The sequence below is a fragment of the Sulfitobacter sp. 15WGC genome (assembly GCF_005068605.1).
In the GTDB taxonomy this organism is placed as follows: Bacteria; Pseudomonadota; Alphaproteobacteria; order Rhodobacterales; family Rhodobacteraceae; genus Sulfitobacter; species Sulfitobacter faviae.
The window spans coordinates 74,661-88,203 of record NZ_SZNL01000009.1 but is presented as its reverse complement, the minus strand read 5'-3'; the positions used below and the strand labels follow the sequence as shown (position 1 = coordinate 88,203).

The following is a 13,543-nucleotide window of genomic DNA, read 5'->3' as shown; positions in this document are numbered from 1 at the left end:
CCTGCACGGGCCAGCGCCGTGTTGCGCCGCCTCCTCCCGTCGACTAGCTTGCGGTTTCAGCATCGGAAATAGAGTTAGACGGAGCAAGATGGTGGAAATACGTACCGACGATTGCTTTGCGCAGGGGCGCTTTGAAGAGCTTGCCTTTGTTCATGCGCCCGTCGGGCTTGTGGTGACCGAGAACCGCTGCATCCGTGATTGCAACAACGCCTTCGCGGCGATGTTCGGCTATGCGCGCGGCGATCTGCGCGACCAGCTTTTCGCCATTCTCTACCCCTCGGATGAAGAGTTCGTAAACATCCGCGACCGCGGCGTGGACCAGCTGCGCAAGACCAATACCTATTGGGACGAGCGCATCATGGCACGGCGCGACGGCAGCCTGTTCTGGTGCCGGGTGCGCGGCCATTCCTTCACCCCCGAGCGCCCGCTCGACCGTGCGGTCTGGAGCTTTGCGGACCTTTCTGCCGAACGGCCCTACCTGCCGCTGACCCGGCGCGAGCGCGAGATCCTGAGCCATCTGGCAGAGGGGCTGACCAGCAAGCAAATCGCGCTCAACCTCGATATTTCGCACCGGACGGTAGAGGTCTATCGCGCCAAATTGCTCAAGAAATTCGGGGTCAGCAATACGTCGGGACTGTTTCATTCGTTGGGCGGGATCGACAGTGACCATGTGGTGTCCAACAGTACGAAGTGAGCGGTCTCGGCGCTTAGCCCGCGTCATTTCGTTCATCACCCTGTTCGGCGCTCGGTGGGGGCGGGGCCGCGGCAGGCTGCTCTTCACCGTCGGATTTGCCTGCTTTCTCAGCGGCTTCGGCCATCGCGTCGGCCTGAGCGTAGAGGCTGCGAATCTCCATCAGATCGGCCTGCGTGGGCGTCTTGCTTTCTGCCTTTTCGTCAGAGGGCTTCGAGGGTGGGGTTTCACTATCTGTCACTGCAAAATCCGCGTTTTGACCATAAATCACACGGCCAATTCCGTGGGGTGAGCACAAGCTACCGGCCTGAAATTGCGCCGCCAATTGGGCAAAGCCCCAGCCGGGTCAGGGTTATCCCTTATAGCTGGGAACAAGCTGCTGAAATTGGGGAAGATATTTTCACGAATTTATGGCGCGCCGTCGTATACCCGTTCTACGAGGCGGTTTAATCGGCCCTTGTCAGGGTTTCCCCCAATAGACAGGGGGGCGGAAAAAGCCGACCTTTTGAGGGAAAGTAGAGGTGCGCATGAGCTTGGTCGCGGCGTTTACATTGATTGCGCTGTGCGGGATCGTCTTGTCCGGCGTGATGATCGCCAAGCAGATCGGTGATGCGATCAACCGCTTCGCCGTGGGGGGCGCGGTTGCGGTCTTGGCGCTTTATATCGTCGTGGTCTTGGCATCGGCCCCGCGCGGCGGCGCCTATGGCGACCCGATCGAACTGGTCTTTGCGGTGGCGGCGCTTGCGGTGCTGGTGGCGCAGGTCTGGCGCGTGATGCGCAACCGGCGCAAGCTGCAAAACACCGCCAATACCGATGAGACACGGCGCAGATTGCCCGACTTCCTCGACCATTTGCCGGTGCAAGCGGCCTTTCTCACGCCTGATATGACCTATGCTTTTGTCAATGACGCCTATTGCGCGTCCTTCGGCAGGCCAGCGGATGAGATCGTGGGCAAACACCTGTCGCAGATCGTACCACCGGACCTGCTGGAGGAGATTTCGGACAACCTGGAAAAGGCCTTGGCCGGGCGGCAGGTCACATGGCATTTCGATTTTTCGCGCCCCGTGCTGGACCGCACCCAAGGGGCGGCGGTCTATCAGCCGCTGTCCGACCGGGGGCAGGTGGTGGGCGTTTTGGTCATGATCATGGACCGCTCCGCCGTGCAGGACGCGGTGCATGAGGCAGAGGTCAGCGCGGCGAAACATGCGCTTGCGGCAGAGGTGGCGGGGATCGGCTATCTGGAGTGGGATCAGCAGGGCGCGCTGGTCGATGCCTCGCCCGAGGTGGAAGCGCTTTTGGGCCGCGACGCGCAAAACCTGCGCGAGATGTGGCAGCAGGGGCAGAGTTTCGTGGAGCCGCGCAGCCGCGCCACGATCCGTAACAACTTGCATATGGTTCATATGGCAGGCAGCCGCCCGCGCGATGTGGTGGAGAACGTCAAGTTTCTTGCCGCCAGCGGACGCCAGATCGAAGCGCGGGCCTGCATTCGCCGTTTGGACCGGGGCCGTCATGTGCATCTGCTGGCCGCGATCCAAGATGTGACGGATCAGCAAAACGTGCTGACCGAACTGGTGGAAAGCGAAACCCGCTTTCGCGACTTCACCGAAAGCGCGACCGATTGGGTCTGGGAAATGGACGCCGAAGGGCGTTTCACCTTTCTGTCGGGCGGGGGCCGTCAGACCGACAGCGAAACCCCGATTTTCGATCTGGGCAAAACCCTTTCCGACGCCAATGTGGCAAAGGACCAAGGCGATTACGACCTGCTAAAACAGCGCTTCGCCGCGCGAGAAGCCTTTCGCGATCTGCGGTTGATCCTGCCCTCGGGCGAGGGGCGGGCGCGGCAGATCGACATGTCGGGCAAACCTTTCTTCGATGCCCAAGCAGAACTGGCAGGCTATCGCGGCACCTGTTTCGACATGACCGAAATCGCCACCGCCGAGACCGAGCGCAAGAGCGCGCTGGAGGCTCTGGCGCTGGCTTTCGAGAATATCTCGACCATGGTGGCGCTCTTCGACAGCAGCGACCGTCTGGTCTATTGCAACGAGGAATATCGCGCGACCTATGCCGGGATGGAGGGCGATATCATCGGCAAACACTTTGATGAATTGCTCGCCCATTTTACCCAGACCGGCAAAATGGCAACGACCACCGAAGGCAAGACCCGCTGGAGCGCGCAGCGGCGCGACCGGCGCAACGCCCCGGCCAAGTTCTTTCGCGCGCGGACATCGACGGGCCGTTGGCTGGAGGTGACGGATTACCCCGTGGCCGCGGGCGGGCTTTTGACCATCGCCTCCGACATCACCGAAAAGGTCGAGCGCGAAGAGCGGCTGCACCGGCATGAAACGGCGCTGCAACTGCTCAACCGGCGCGAAACTCTGGGCCAGATGACCGCCGCCATCGCCCATGAGTTGAACCAGCCTTTAGCCGCTATTCACAATTTTGCCGCAGGCTGCGTGCTGCGTGCCAAGAACGACCAGCTTGAGAGAGAGGATATGATCGCCGTGCTCAACAATATGCAAAGCCAATCTGAACGGGCCAGCGCCATCCTGCGCTCCATGTCGAACTATCTGCATAACGACGATGCCGACCGCGATGCGGTCCGCTTTGACGATATCCTCCGCTCGGTGCAGCTGCTGATCCAGCCAGAGAGCTCGGCCACCGGGGTCGCCGTGACCATCGACGATCAATGTGGCGAAGTCGCCCTGCATTGCGCGCGGATCGAGATCGAGCAGCTGTTGATCAACCTGATCAAGAACGGCATCGACGCCTGTCGGGAGGCGGAGCGTGCGGATGCCGAAGTGTCGGTCACCGCGCGCTGCGAAGCCGGTGAAATCGTGATCGACGTGGCCGACGCGGGGCGCGGCTTTGCCCCGGACATGCCCGCGCAGACCGCGTTCAGCGCCTTCCGCTCGACCAAGGACAAGGGGCTTGGCGTGGGGCTGGCGATTTGCGAAACGATCGTTCTGTCCCATGGCGGAACGATCGCCGTGACGAAATCCGATGCCGAGGGCGCCTGCCTGACCGTGCGTCTGCCGTTGGAGGTGCAAAAGTAGAATGTCGCAAGAAGGGATCGTTTACGTCGTCGATGATGACGCCGCGGTGCGGGAGTCTCTGGTGTGGTTGCTGGGCTCCGTCGGGCTGCGCGCCATTCCCTTTGCATCGGCGGCAGCGTTCCTTGACAGCTATGAGGACAGCGGTTGCTGCTGCCTTGTAAGCGATGTGCGGATGCCGGGGATGAGCGGACTGGAGTTGCAAAAGGCGCTGAACGCGCGGGGGATCAAACTGCCGCTGATCCTGATGACGGCCTTCGGCGATGTCTCTACCGCCGTGACGGCGATGAAGGCGGGGGCGGTGGATTTCATCGAAAAACCCTTCAACAACCAAAACATGCTCGACCTGATCAACGCCGCCCTTCAGTCCGATGCGGCCCGGCGCAAGAGCAAGGCGGCAGAGGTCGAAAACGCGCAGCTTCTGGCCCGGCTCACCCCGCAGGAGCATCGGGTGTTCGAACGTGTGGCGGCAGGGCTGTCGAACCGTGAAATCGGCAGCGAGATGGACATCTCTATCAAGACGGTCGAGGTGCATCGCGCGCGGGTGATGCGCAAGCTTGAGGCGAATTCCGTGGCGGAACTGGTGCGGTTCCATATGCACAATGCGCCATCAGGCGAAGGTGATGGCGGCGAGGGGACATAAAAAGCCCCGGCAGTGCAGGACCACCGGGGCAGGCTGCCCAGCCCTCGGCGAGGGCGAAGGGTTGGGGCTTCCCGGCGGCATGAGGGGCGCCGGGAAGGCGTGGATCACGCCGGCTTGGGTTCCAGCGCGCCCACGGTCACGTCGAGGGTCTGTTCGGACCCTTTGCGCAGCACGACGACCTCTGCCGCGCTCTCGGGCGTGGTGGTGGCCACCGCACGGGTCAGGTCGCGCAGATCGTCCACCTCTGTGTCGCCGAAGGACAGGATGATGTCGCCCTTCTTAAGGCCCGCTTTGGCGGCGGGGCTGTCTTCGGTGATCGCTTCGATCACCGCGCCGCGCGGCTCGTCATAGCCCAGCACATTGGCGACCTCGGGGGTCATGGGCCGGATTTGCACGCCCAGCCAGCCCCGCTCGACCGAACCGTCATCGGCCAGATCGGCGACGATGGTCTGCACCAGATCCGAGGGCACCGAGAAGCCGATTCCAACAGAGCCGCCACCGGGGCTCAGGATCGCGGTGTTCACGCCCACGACCTCGCCGTCGTTGTTGAACAGCGGCCCGCCGGAGTTGCCGCGGTTGATCGCCGCGTCGGTTTGGATAAAGTCATCGAAGGGGCCTGCCTGAATATCGCGCGACAAGGCCGAGACGATGCCCGAGGTGACGGTGCCGCCAAGGCCGAAGGGGTTGCCCACGGCCACGACCTCATCCCCCACGCGCAGGGTTTTCGATGTGCCGAAGTCGACCTTGGGCAGGTCCACATCCGCAGAGACTTTCAGCAGCGCGATGTCGGTCATCGCATCGCTGCCCACCACTTCCGCGTCGAACTTACGGCCATCGGCGAGTTTCACGGTCACTGTCTCGGCGCCGGCGACGACGTGGTGGTTGGTCACGATCTGGCCGTCCTCGGAGATGATGAAGCCCGAGCCCAGACCCTGACGCGGGGCGGGGGCGGCGCCATCCTGACCGGGCAGCATGTGCTCGAACCGGCGGCGCAGTTCCTCGGGCATGCCGGGGGGCAGCTGTTGCTGGGCCACGGCCTGTTGCTGCTTGCCCGTCACCTCGATGAAGACGACGGCCGGGGAGACGGCCTCGACAAGGTCGGCATAGCCGCCCGGCGGGACCGCAAGCGCGGCCGAGGGGGCCAGTGCCAGCATCGGCGTGGCGGCCATCGCGGCGCTCAGCGCAAGGGCGGCGGCGCGGGGGGCTTTGGAAAGGGTCTTGGTCATTGCATGCTCCTTGCTGTGCATTCGGTCGTTCCGGGAGCTATCTGGACCTGCGGTTTTACAGTGCCTTGCCGCGCCCTATACAAATTTGTGAGATTGCCGACTGCGGGCTGCACGGGCCGCGAATTTGGCATAATTCATCGGCAATCCTACATGAGGACACGATGAAACTGCTTGTTGTCGAAGACGATACCACCACCAGCACCTATATCGCGCGCGGTCTGCGCGAGGAGGGGCATGCGGTGGATGTGGTGGCCGATGGCCGCGACGGGTTGGTGCAGGCCACCACCGGGCAATATGACGTGCTGATCCTTGACCGGATGCTGCCCGAACTGGACGGGCTGACGCTGCTGAAAACCCTGCGCGGGGCGGGCAATACCACGCCCGTGCTGCTGCTTACGGCCATGGGCGCGGTGGAGGACCGGATCGACGGGCTCAATGCCGGGGCGGATGACTATCTGGTCAAACCCTTCGCCTTCGGAGAGCTCTCGGCGCGGGTCAACGCGCTGGCCCGCCGTCCGCAGGCGCTAGAGCAGGAGACCACCCTGCGCGCGGGCGACCTGACCATGGACCTCATCAGCCGCCGGGTGACGCGGGCAGGGCAAGAGATCGACCTGCTGCCGCGCGAGTTTGCCCTCTTGGAGCATCTCTTGCGCCGCAAGGGCAGGGTGCAGACCCGCACCATGCTCTTGGAGGCGGTCTGGGACATTTCCTTCGACCCGATGACCAATGTGGTGGAGACCCATATCAGCCGGTTGCGGGCCAAGGTCGACCGGCCCTTTGACAGCGAACTCATTCAGACCGTGCGCGGCGCTGGCTATAGGATCGACGCGTGAGGGCGCGGCTGGCGGGGCTCTGGCGGTCGATGCCGCTGCGTCTGGCGCTTTTGCTGGTGCTTTTGTTCACCATCGTCAGCCTGCTCAGCCTCGCGGCCAGCTATGCCGTGACCCAGCGGTCCTTCGAGCAAGCGATCCGCGCCGATCTGGCGCAGGACATGGCAGGCTTTCGCGCCGCCCCCGGCGCCGCTGCCCTCGCGCGGCTGGTCGAGGCGGAATCGCGTGAGACCGACCCGAACCGGCTGATCCTCAGCTACATTGGTCCCAACGGGCGCATTTACGGCAACGGGGCCATCGCGCGGGATAACGAGGGCTATCACATCGTCTCGATCGGCGCGGCGCGGGCGGAGTATCGGGGTGTTTACCTGACCCTGACCGACACGCTCTATGGCGGGCTTTTGACCATCGCGCGCAGCCGGGCCGAGATCACGGCCCTGCGCGAGGTTTTCGTCAATATCCTGCTGGTGAGCCTGCTGCCCACGGTGCTGATCGCGCTGTCGGGCGGGCTGATCCTTGCCCGCCGCTCCAAACGCCATGTGGAGGTGATCCGCGCCACGCTAGACCGGCTGACAACGGGGGATCTGGCCGCAAGGGTCGCGCCGGGGCCGCGCTGGTCGGATGACCTGCTGCGCATCGGTGAGGCGGTGAACCAGATGGCTCGGGCGCAGGAAACGTCCGTCGCGGCGCTGCGGCAGGTGTCACTTGATATCGCGCATGATCTGAAGACCCCGATTCAGCGTGTCTCTGTCCATCTTGATGATCTGGACCGGGCCGAGGCTGCGGGCGCGGACCCCGCCGAACCGCTGGCCCGTGCCCGGGCCGAGTTGGAGGGCATCGCCGCGATCTTTCAATCGCTTTTGCAATTGGCGCAGGTGGAGCAGGGCGAGGCCCGCGCGCATTTCGCCTCCGTCGACCTTACCGCGCTATGCCGCACCATGGTCGAACTTTACGAGCCTGCAGCAGGGGAGCAGGGCAAACACCTGCTTTGCGATCTGCCCGAAACGCCTGTTCATGTCACCGGTGACCGCGCGCTTTTGGGGCAATTGCTGGCCAATCTGATTGAGAACGCCCTGCGCCATTCCGGGGATGCCGAGGCGGTAGAGGTCGCGCTGAAGCAGGCGGCGGGGCAGGTCACGCTCACGGTGGCGGACGGCGGTCCCGGCATTCCGGCTGAGAACCGCGACAAAGTGTTGCAGCGGCTTTACCGGCTGGATCGCAGCCGGGGCACGCCGGGTCATGGGCTGGGTCTGGCGCTGGTCGATGGGGTGGCGAAACTCCATGGGGCAAGGCTGGAGCTTGCCGACAACGCGCCGGGGCTGCGCGTCGTGGTGACGTTCGACAGCTAGAGCGCGGGCCAAGCACTGCGGCAATTTAGCCTGTGCCGCTCCCGCCGCCCGGTCCTATATAGGTCAGGAAACAATACGCGGGGGCTTCATATGCTCGACGGTTACACCGCCGAAATCCTAGCGCGGGTGCAGTTTGCATTCACGGTTTCGTTCCACATCATCTTCCCGGCTTTCTCGATCGGGTTGGCGAGCTTTCTGGCCGTGCTCAACGCGCTCTGGCTGTGGAAACGCGAAGAGACCTATCTGAAGCTCTTCAACTACTGGAAGAAAATCTTCGCGGTGGCCTTTGGCATGGGGGTCGTCTCGGGCATCGTCATGTCCTACCAGATCGGCACCAACTGGTCGGTCTTCTCTGACAAGGCGGGGCCGGTGGTCGGGCCGCTGATGGCCTATGAGGTGCTCTCGGCCTTTTTCCTTGAGGCGGGCTTTCTGGGCATCATGCTTTTTGGCCGCAAACGGGTGGGTGACGGGCTGCATATGTTCGCCACAGCGCTGGTCGCGCTTGGCACGCTGGCCTCGGCCACATGGATCCTGTCGGTGAACTCTTGGATGCAGACACCTGCGGGCTTTGCCATCAATGACGTAGGCCAATTCGTGCCCGAGGATTGGTGGGCGATCGTTTTCAACCCCTCCTTCCCCTACCGTTTGGTGCATATGGTGTTGGCGGCCTATCTCACCACGGCGCTGGTCGTCGGCGGCGTCGGGGGGCTGCACCTGCTGCGCGACCGTGCGGATGCGGCAGCGCGGCGGATGTTCTCCATGGCGATGTGGATGCTCTTGCTAGTCACACCGCTCCAAATCCTTGCAGGCGATATGCACGGGCTGAACACGCTGGAGCATCAGCCCGCCAAGGTCATGGCGATGGAGGGGCATTACGACAGCCACCCCGAAGGCGCGCCGCTGATCCTCTTTGGCATCCCGAACCCCGAGGAAAAGCGCATCGACCACGCGGTGGAGATCCCCAAACTGTCGTCGCTGATCCTCAAGCATGATCTGAACGCGCCGCTCGACGGGCTGGACACGATCCCGGACGCGGATGAGCCGCCGGTGGCCATCGTTTTCTGGTCCTTCCGCATCATGATCGCGCTTGGCTTTGCGATGCTGGGGCTGGGGCTTTGGGCGGCCTTCGCGCGGCTGCGCGGGTGGCTTTACGATGCGCCGATGTTGCACCGTCTGGCGCTGCTGATGGGCCCCACCGGCTTTGTGGCGGTGCTGGCGGGCTGGATCACGACCGAGGTCGGGCGGCAGCCCTTCACCGTCTACGGGCTGTTGCGGACCTCGGAAAGCCTTGCCCCGATTGAGGCACCCGCGGTCGCGACCTCCCTGATCGCTTTCATTGTGGTCTATTTCTTCGTCTTCGGCGCGGGCACTTGGTACATTCTGGCGATGATGCGCAAACCGGTCGTCGGCCATGTGTTGGAGGATGAGCGCGACGATGTTCAGGGCGAGCAGCCGCAAGACGGCAATGCGCAGAACGACCCGGCGCGCGGCGAGGGGCCGATCCTTGCTGTCGGCGAAGAGGCGGCGGTCAGAGACAAGACCGCGCATAACAAGGGCGAGGAGAGCTGAGATGTTGGGACTTGAACTTTCGTTCATCTGGGCCGGGATCATCGCCGCAGCGGTCTTGATCTACGTCATCCTCGATGGCTTCGATCTGGGCGTTGGGCTGCTCTTTCCGATGACCAAGGATGAGGGCGAGCGCAATGTGATGATGAACTCCGTCGCCCCCATCTGGGACGGCAATGAGACATGGCTGGTGCTGGGCGGCGGCGGGCTTTTCGCCGTCTTCCCGCTGGCCTATGCGGTGGTGATGCCTGCGCTTTACATGCCGATCATCTTGATGCTGCTGGGGCTGATCTTTCGCGGCGTGGCGTTTGAGTACCGCTGGCGCACGAAACGCTGGAAACCGCTTTGGGACATGGCATTCTTTGGCGGCTCGCTGGTGGCCTCCTTCTGTCAGGGCATCGCCTTGGGCGCGCTGGTGCAGGGGATTGAGATCGAAGGCCGCGCTTATGCGGGCGGCTGGTGGGACTGGCTCACGCCCTTCTCGATCCTGACCGGTGTGGCGGTGACCACGGGCTATGCGCTCTTGGGCGCCACATGGCTCAACATGAAGCTTGAGGGCCGCATCCAAGCGCATATGCGTCGCCTTGCATGGCCGCTGGCGGTGGCGACACTGGTCTTCATGGGGCTGGTCAGCCTTTGGACGCCCTTCACCGATGCGGTCTATTTCGAACGCTGGTTCGCATGGCCCACCGCGCTCTTCAGCGGCATCGTGCCGCTCTTGGTGGCGCTGGCGGCTTTCGGCATGCTGCGCGGGTTGCAACGCCGCGGCGACAAACAACCCTTCTTTTGCGCGCTGGCGCTCTTCGTGCTGGGCTTCATCGGCATCGGGATCAGTTTCTACCCGCATATGGTGCCGCCCAGCCTGACCATTGCAGAGGCTGCCGCCCCGGATGAGAGCCTGATGTTCGCGCTGGTCGGCACCTTGGTGCTGCTGCCGCTGATCCTGAGCTACACCGCCTATGCCTATTGGGTGTTCCGCGGCAAGATCGACCCCGAGGAGGGCTATCACTGATGCGCCATTGGCTGAAACGCGCGGGCTGGTTCGTAGCGCTTTGGCTGGCCAGCGTCGCCCTGCTGGCGGTGGTGGCCTATGGCATCCGGCTGGTGATCATGCCCGGCTGACGCAGCGGCGCGGGCCACGGGCCTTGCCAAGCGCGCTGGCTTCTGGCCTCTTCGGGCCAAAGCAGCACGAAAGGACAGCCCGATGCGCGCCATGCAAGTCACCGCCTATGACGAACCTCTTACCCTGCAAGAGCTTGAGATGCCCATCCCGGGGCAGGGCGAGGTGCTGGTTCAGGTCGAGACCTGCGGGCTGAACTTTGGCGACCTGCTGATCATCAAGGGCACCTATCAGGAAAAACCGCCGCTGCCCTTCACGCTGGGGATGGAGATGGCGGGCACGATCACCGCTCTGGGCGCGGGGGTGGATCACCTGAAGGTCGGCCAGCGCGTGGCGGCCTATACCGGCTTTGACGGTCTGGCCGAATATGCCGCCATTCCCGCCGCCGTCTGCGTGCCGATTCCCGAAGAGATGACGGCAGTGGATGCGGCGGCCTTTCTGATCGCCTATGGCACCAGCCATGTTGCGCTGGACTACAAGGCGCGGTTGCAGCCGGGTGAGCGGCTGCTGGTCTTGGGCGCCTCGGGCGGCATCGGGCTGACGGCGGTGGAACTGGGCAAGCTGATGGGGGCCGAGGTGATCGCCGTGGCGCGCGGCGAAGATAAGCTTGCCGTTTGCAAAGAGGCGGGCGCCGATCACCTGATCAATTCCGAGACCGACGACATCCGCGCCATCGTCAAGGAATTGGGCGGGGCGGATGTGGTCTATGACCCGGTGGGCGGTGATCAGTTCAAAGCCGCCATGCGCGCCTGCAACCCCGAAGCGCGGCTGATCCCCTTGGGCTTTGCCAGCGGTGAGGTGCCTCAGATTCCGGCCAATATCCTGCTGGTCAAGAACCTCACCGTCTTGGGCTTTTACTGGGGCGGCTATGCCAAGATCAAACCTTCGGTCCTAACCGACAGTTTCGCCGAGCTGATCAAATGGTATGTCGCGGGCAAGCTGAAACCCCATGTCAGCAACGTCATGCCGCTGGAACAGGCGAATGAGGCGCTGGCCCTGCTGCGCGACCGCAAGGCAACGGGCAAAGTGGTGGTCAAGGTGGCGGCTTAAGCCCGCCGCCCGCCCTGCAAACGGGTCACGCGCAGCGCCTTCTGGCGCTCGCGTAGGTAGACGAACAGACCCGAGGCGAGGATCAGCGCGATCCCGACCCAGACCTCCCAGACCGGGAGGTCGCCGAAGATCACGAAACCCCAGAACACCGCCAGCGGCAGGCCGATATATTCGAACGGGGCGACGGTGGCGGCATCCCCCAGCCGGTAGGCTTGGCTGAGGCAATAGCCGATCAGCGCGATGTTCAACCCGATCCCGAGGAAGGTGAGGTAATCCTCACGGGCAGGCCAAATCCACGCGCGCAGCAGGAACTGGAGCGAGGCACTGCTGCCCTCATCCACGAACCGCCCATCGCCCGCGATCAGGAAAAACCCCAGTGACACGGCGACAAAGGCGGCTTGGATATAGACCATAAGCGCCGAGGCTTTGGAGTTCACGCCCAGCTTGCGGGTCATCAATTGGTTCAACGCATAGGTCAGCGCCGCCAGCATCGGCAGAAGCAACACCCAGCGAGAGACTTCGAGCGTTGCGGTGCTGGCCCAAGGGCGCATCATGATCACCATGCCGATGAACCCCACGATCACCGCGCCAAGCCGCAGCGGGCCGACCTTTTCGCCCAACAGTGGGATCGACAGCACCGTGATGAACAGGGGTGCGGCAAAGAACAGCGCCGTCGCCTCGGCCAACGGCAGAACCGATAGCGCCAGAAAGAAGGACATGTTCGAGATCACGATGAGCAGCCCGCGCAGCAGATGCAGCCCCGGCTGCCGCGTTTTAAGCAGGTGAAACCCGCCTTCGAGTTTGACCAGCACCAGCCCCAGCAGAATCCCGATGGCCGAGCGGGTAAAGACGATCTGATGCAGCGGATAGCCGCCCGACAGACGTTTGATCAGCATGTCATTGACCGAAATCGCGGCGACGCCGAGAAGGATCAGCCCGATCGCCAGTCCGGCGCGGTTATGGGAGTTACTTGTCATGGCAAAGACCTATCAGCCCGGCCCGTAAGGTCCAGCGCTTTGACATTGGTTTGCGCAGAATTACCCGCTAGACTGCTGCGATACGCCAAAGGGAGAGCCAGCCATGCAGATGTCCGACACCCGCCAGATCGCCGCCACCCCCGCCGAGGTTTACGCGGCATTGCTGGACCCGGAGATGCTGCAAACCTGCGTGCCCGGCGCGCAAGACGTCTCAGGCTCGGTCGAAGAGGGCTATGACGCGACGGTGGTGCAAAAGGTCGGCCCGGTGAAGGCGACGTTCAAGGGCCATGTGACGCTCTCCGATCTGGTGCCGAACGAAGCGCTGACCATCACCGGCGAGGGCAAGGGCGGTGCCGCCGGTTTTGCCAAAGGCGGGGCCGAGGTGCGGCTGGCCGAAAAGGACGGCGGGACCGAGCTGAGTTATGATGTCGAGGCCAAGGTCGGCGGCAAGCTGGCGCAGCTTGGCAGCCGGATCATCGACGGTTTCGCCAAGAAAATGGCGGATCAGTTCTTCGACAACCTGCAATCCTCGCTCGAAGGTCCGGCAGAGCAGGGCGCAGAGGCGCCGGCCACCGAAGAAGACGCGCCTGCCAAAAAGGGCTGGTTCGGCCGCGCCAAGACCTGAAGGCATCTGTTCAGCCGGTGCAAAGCCGGTTAGGTTGCGCGCCTTACCAAAGCGGAGACGACCATGCCGACAATCGTGGATATTCAAAACCTGCGTAAATCCTACGCGGGCGGTTTCGAGGCGCTCAAAGGGGTCAATCTACAGATCGAAAAGGGCGAGATTCTCGCGCTTCTGGGCTCGAACGGGGCGGGGAAGACGACGCTCATTTCGACCATCTGCGGCATCACCACTGCGACCAGCGGCAGGGTGACCGTCGGCGGCCATGACATTCGGGATGATTTCCGCGCGGCCCGTTCCATGATCGGGCTGGTCCCGCAGGAGATTAATCTCGAACCCTTTGAGAAGGTCATCAACACCGTGCGCTTCTCGCGCGGGCTGTTTGGCCGTCCGGCGGATGAGGCGGTGTTGGAGAAAAT

General features: G+C 63.4%; 14 protein-coding genes. 11 read left to right on the top strand and 3 right to left on the bottom strand.

The features are described from left to right. Positions 1–88 precede the first annotated feature (88 nt). On the top strand, positions 89–694 hold the full coding sequence (locus tag FCK22_RS09655; RefSeq protein ID WP_067265514.1) for a helix-turn-helix transcriptional regulator: 606 nt from the start codon (positions 89–91) through the stop codon (positions 692–694). A 13-nt stretch (positions 695–707) separates the two neighbouring features. Here FCK22_RS09655 and FCK22_RS09650 read toward each other — a convergent pair whose 3' ends face one another. Next, positions 708–932: a hypothetical protein gene (locus tag FCK22_RS09650; protein ID WP_136720397.1), complete on the bottom strand. Its 225-nt coding sequence runs from the start codon at positions 930–932 to the stop codon at positions 708–710. 286 nt (positions 933–1,218) lie between these two features. On the opposite strand from FCK22_RS09650, the gene FCK22_RS09645 reads away from it, so the two are divergent. After that, positions 1,219–3,744, top strand: coding sequence for a PAS domain-containing protein (locus FCK22_RS09645; RefSeq protein ID WP_067265516.1), 2,526 nt, complete (start codon positions 1,219–1,221; stop codon positions 3,742–3,744). Between the two features lies 1 nt (position 3,745). Further along, positions 3,746–4,384: a response regulator gene (locus FCK22_RS09640; protein ID WP_067265519.1), complete on the top strand. Its 639-nt coding sequence runs from the start codon at positions 3,746–3,748 to the stop codon at positions 4,382–4,384. A 104-nt stretch (positions 4,385–4,488) separates the two neighbouring features. Here FCK22_RS09640 and FCK22_RS09635 read toward each other — a convergent pair whose 3' ends face one another. Then, positions 4,489–5,610, bottom strand: coding sequence for a Do family serine endopeptidase (locus FCK22_RS09635; RefSeq protein WP_067265521.1), 1,122 nt, complete (start codon positions 5,608–5,610; stop codon positions 4,489–4,491). A 161-nt stretch (positions 5,611–5,771) separates the two neighbouring features. Here FCK22_RS09635 and FCK22_RS09630 point away from each other — a divergent pair, with 161 nt between their 5' ends. From FCK22_RS09630 to FCK22_RS09605, 6 genes are all read left to right on the top strand, one after another. Then, positions 5,772–6,443, top strand: a complete 672-nt coding sequence (locus FCK22_RS09630; protein WP_067265524.1) for a response regulator transcription factor — start codon at positions 5,772–5,774, stop codon at positions 6,441–6,443. After that, positions 6,440–7,789: a HAMP domain-containing sensor histidine kinase gene (locus FCK22_RS09625; RefSeq protein ID WP_067265527.1), complete on the top strand. Its 1,350-nt coding sequence runs from the start codon at positions 6,440–6,442 to the stop codon at positions 7,787–7,789. The genes FCK22_RS09630 and FCK22_RS09625 overlap by 4 nt, the downstream gene beginning before the upstream one ends. Before the next feature lie 90 nt (positions 7,790–7,879). Next, the gene (locus FCK22_RS09620) at positions 7,880–9,358 is read left to right on the top strand and encodes a cytochrome ubiquinol oxidase subunit I (RefSeq protein ID WP_067265529.1); all 1,479 of its coding nucleotides are present in this window, start codon (positions 7,880–7,882) and stop codon (positions 9,356–9,358) included. Between the two features lies 1 nt (position 9,359). Then, the gene (gene cydB / locus FCK22_RS09615) at positions 9,360–10,367 is read left to right on the top strand and encodes a cytochrome d ubiquinol oxidase subunit II (RefSeq protein ID WP_067265532.1); all 1,008 of its coding nucleotides are present in this window, start codon (positions 9,360–9,362) and stop codon (positions 10,365–10,367) included. Beyond that, complete coding sequence (locus FCK22_RS09610) at positions 10,367–10,477, top strand: DUF2474 family protein (RefSeq protein WP_136720396.1); 111 nt, start codon at positions 10,367–10,369, stop codon at positions 10,475–10,477. Before cydB ends, FCK22_RS09610 begins: the two co-directional genes overlap by 1 nt. 82 nt (positions 10,478–10,559) lie before the next feature. Next, positions 10,560–11,525: an NADPH:quinone oxidoreductase family protein gene (locus FCK22_RS09605; protein ID WP_067265534.1), complete on the top strand. Its 966-nt coding sequence runs from the start codon at positions 10,560–10,562 to the stop codon at positions 11,523–11,525. On the opposite strand, the gene FCK22_RS09600 is transcribed toward FCK22_RS09605, so the two are convergent. Then, a complete protein-coding gene (locus FCK22_RS09600) occupies positions 11,522–12,502 on the bottom strand; it encodes a DMT family transporter (RefSeq protein WP_067265537.1) in 981 nt (326 codons plus the stop codon). The two genes, FCK22_RS09605 and FCK22_RS09600, sit on opposite strands and share 4 nt — an antisense overlap. 103 nt (positions 12,503–12,605) lie before the next feature. Between FCK22_RS09600 and FCK22_RS09595 the strand changes: the two genes are divergently transcribed. Further along, positions 12,606–13,127 carry a carbon monoxide dehydrogenase subunit G gene (locus FCK22_RS09595; RefSeq protein ID WP_067265539.1) on the top strand — a complete coding sequence of 174 codons (522 nt, stop codon included), beginning with the start codon at positions 12,606–12,608 and terminating at the stop codon, positions 13,125–13,127. A 63-nt stretch (positions 13,128–13,190) separates the two neighbouring features. After that, the coding region (locus FCK22_RS09590; protein ID WP_136720406.1) for an ATP-binding cassette domain-containing protein at positions 13,191–13,543 on the top strand (353 nt) is incomplete at its 3' end.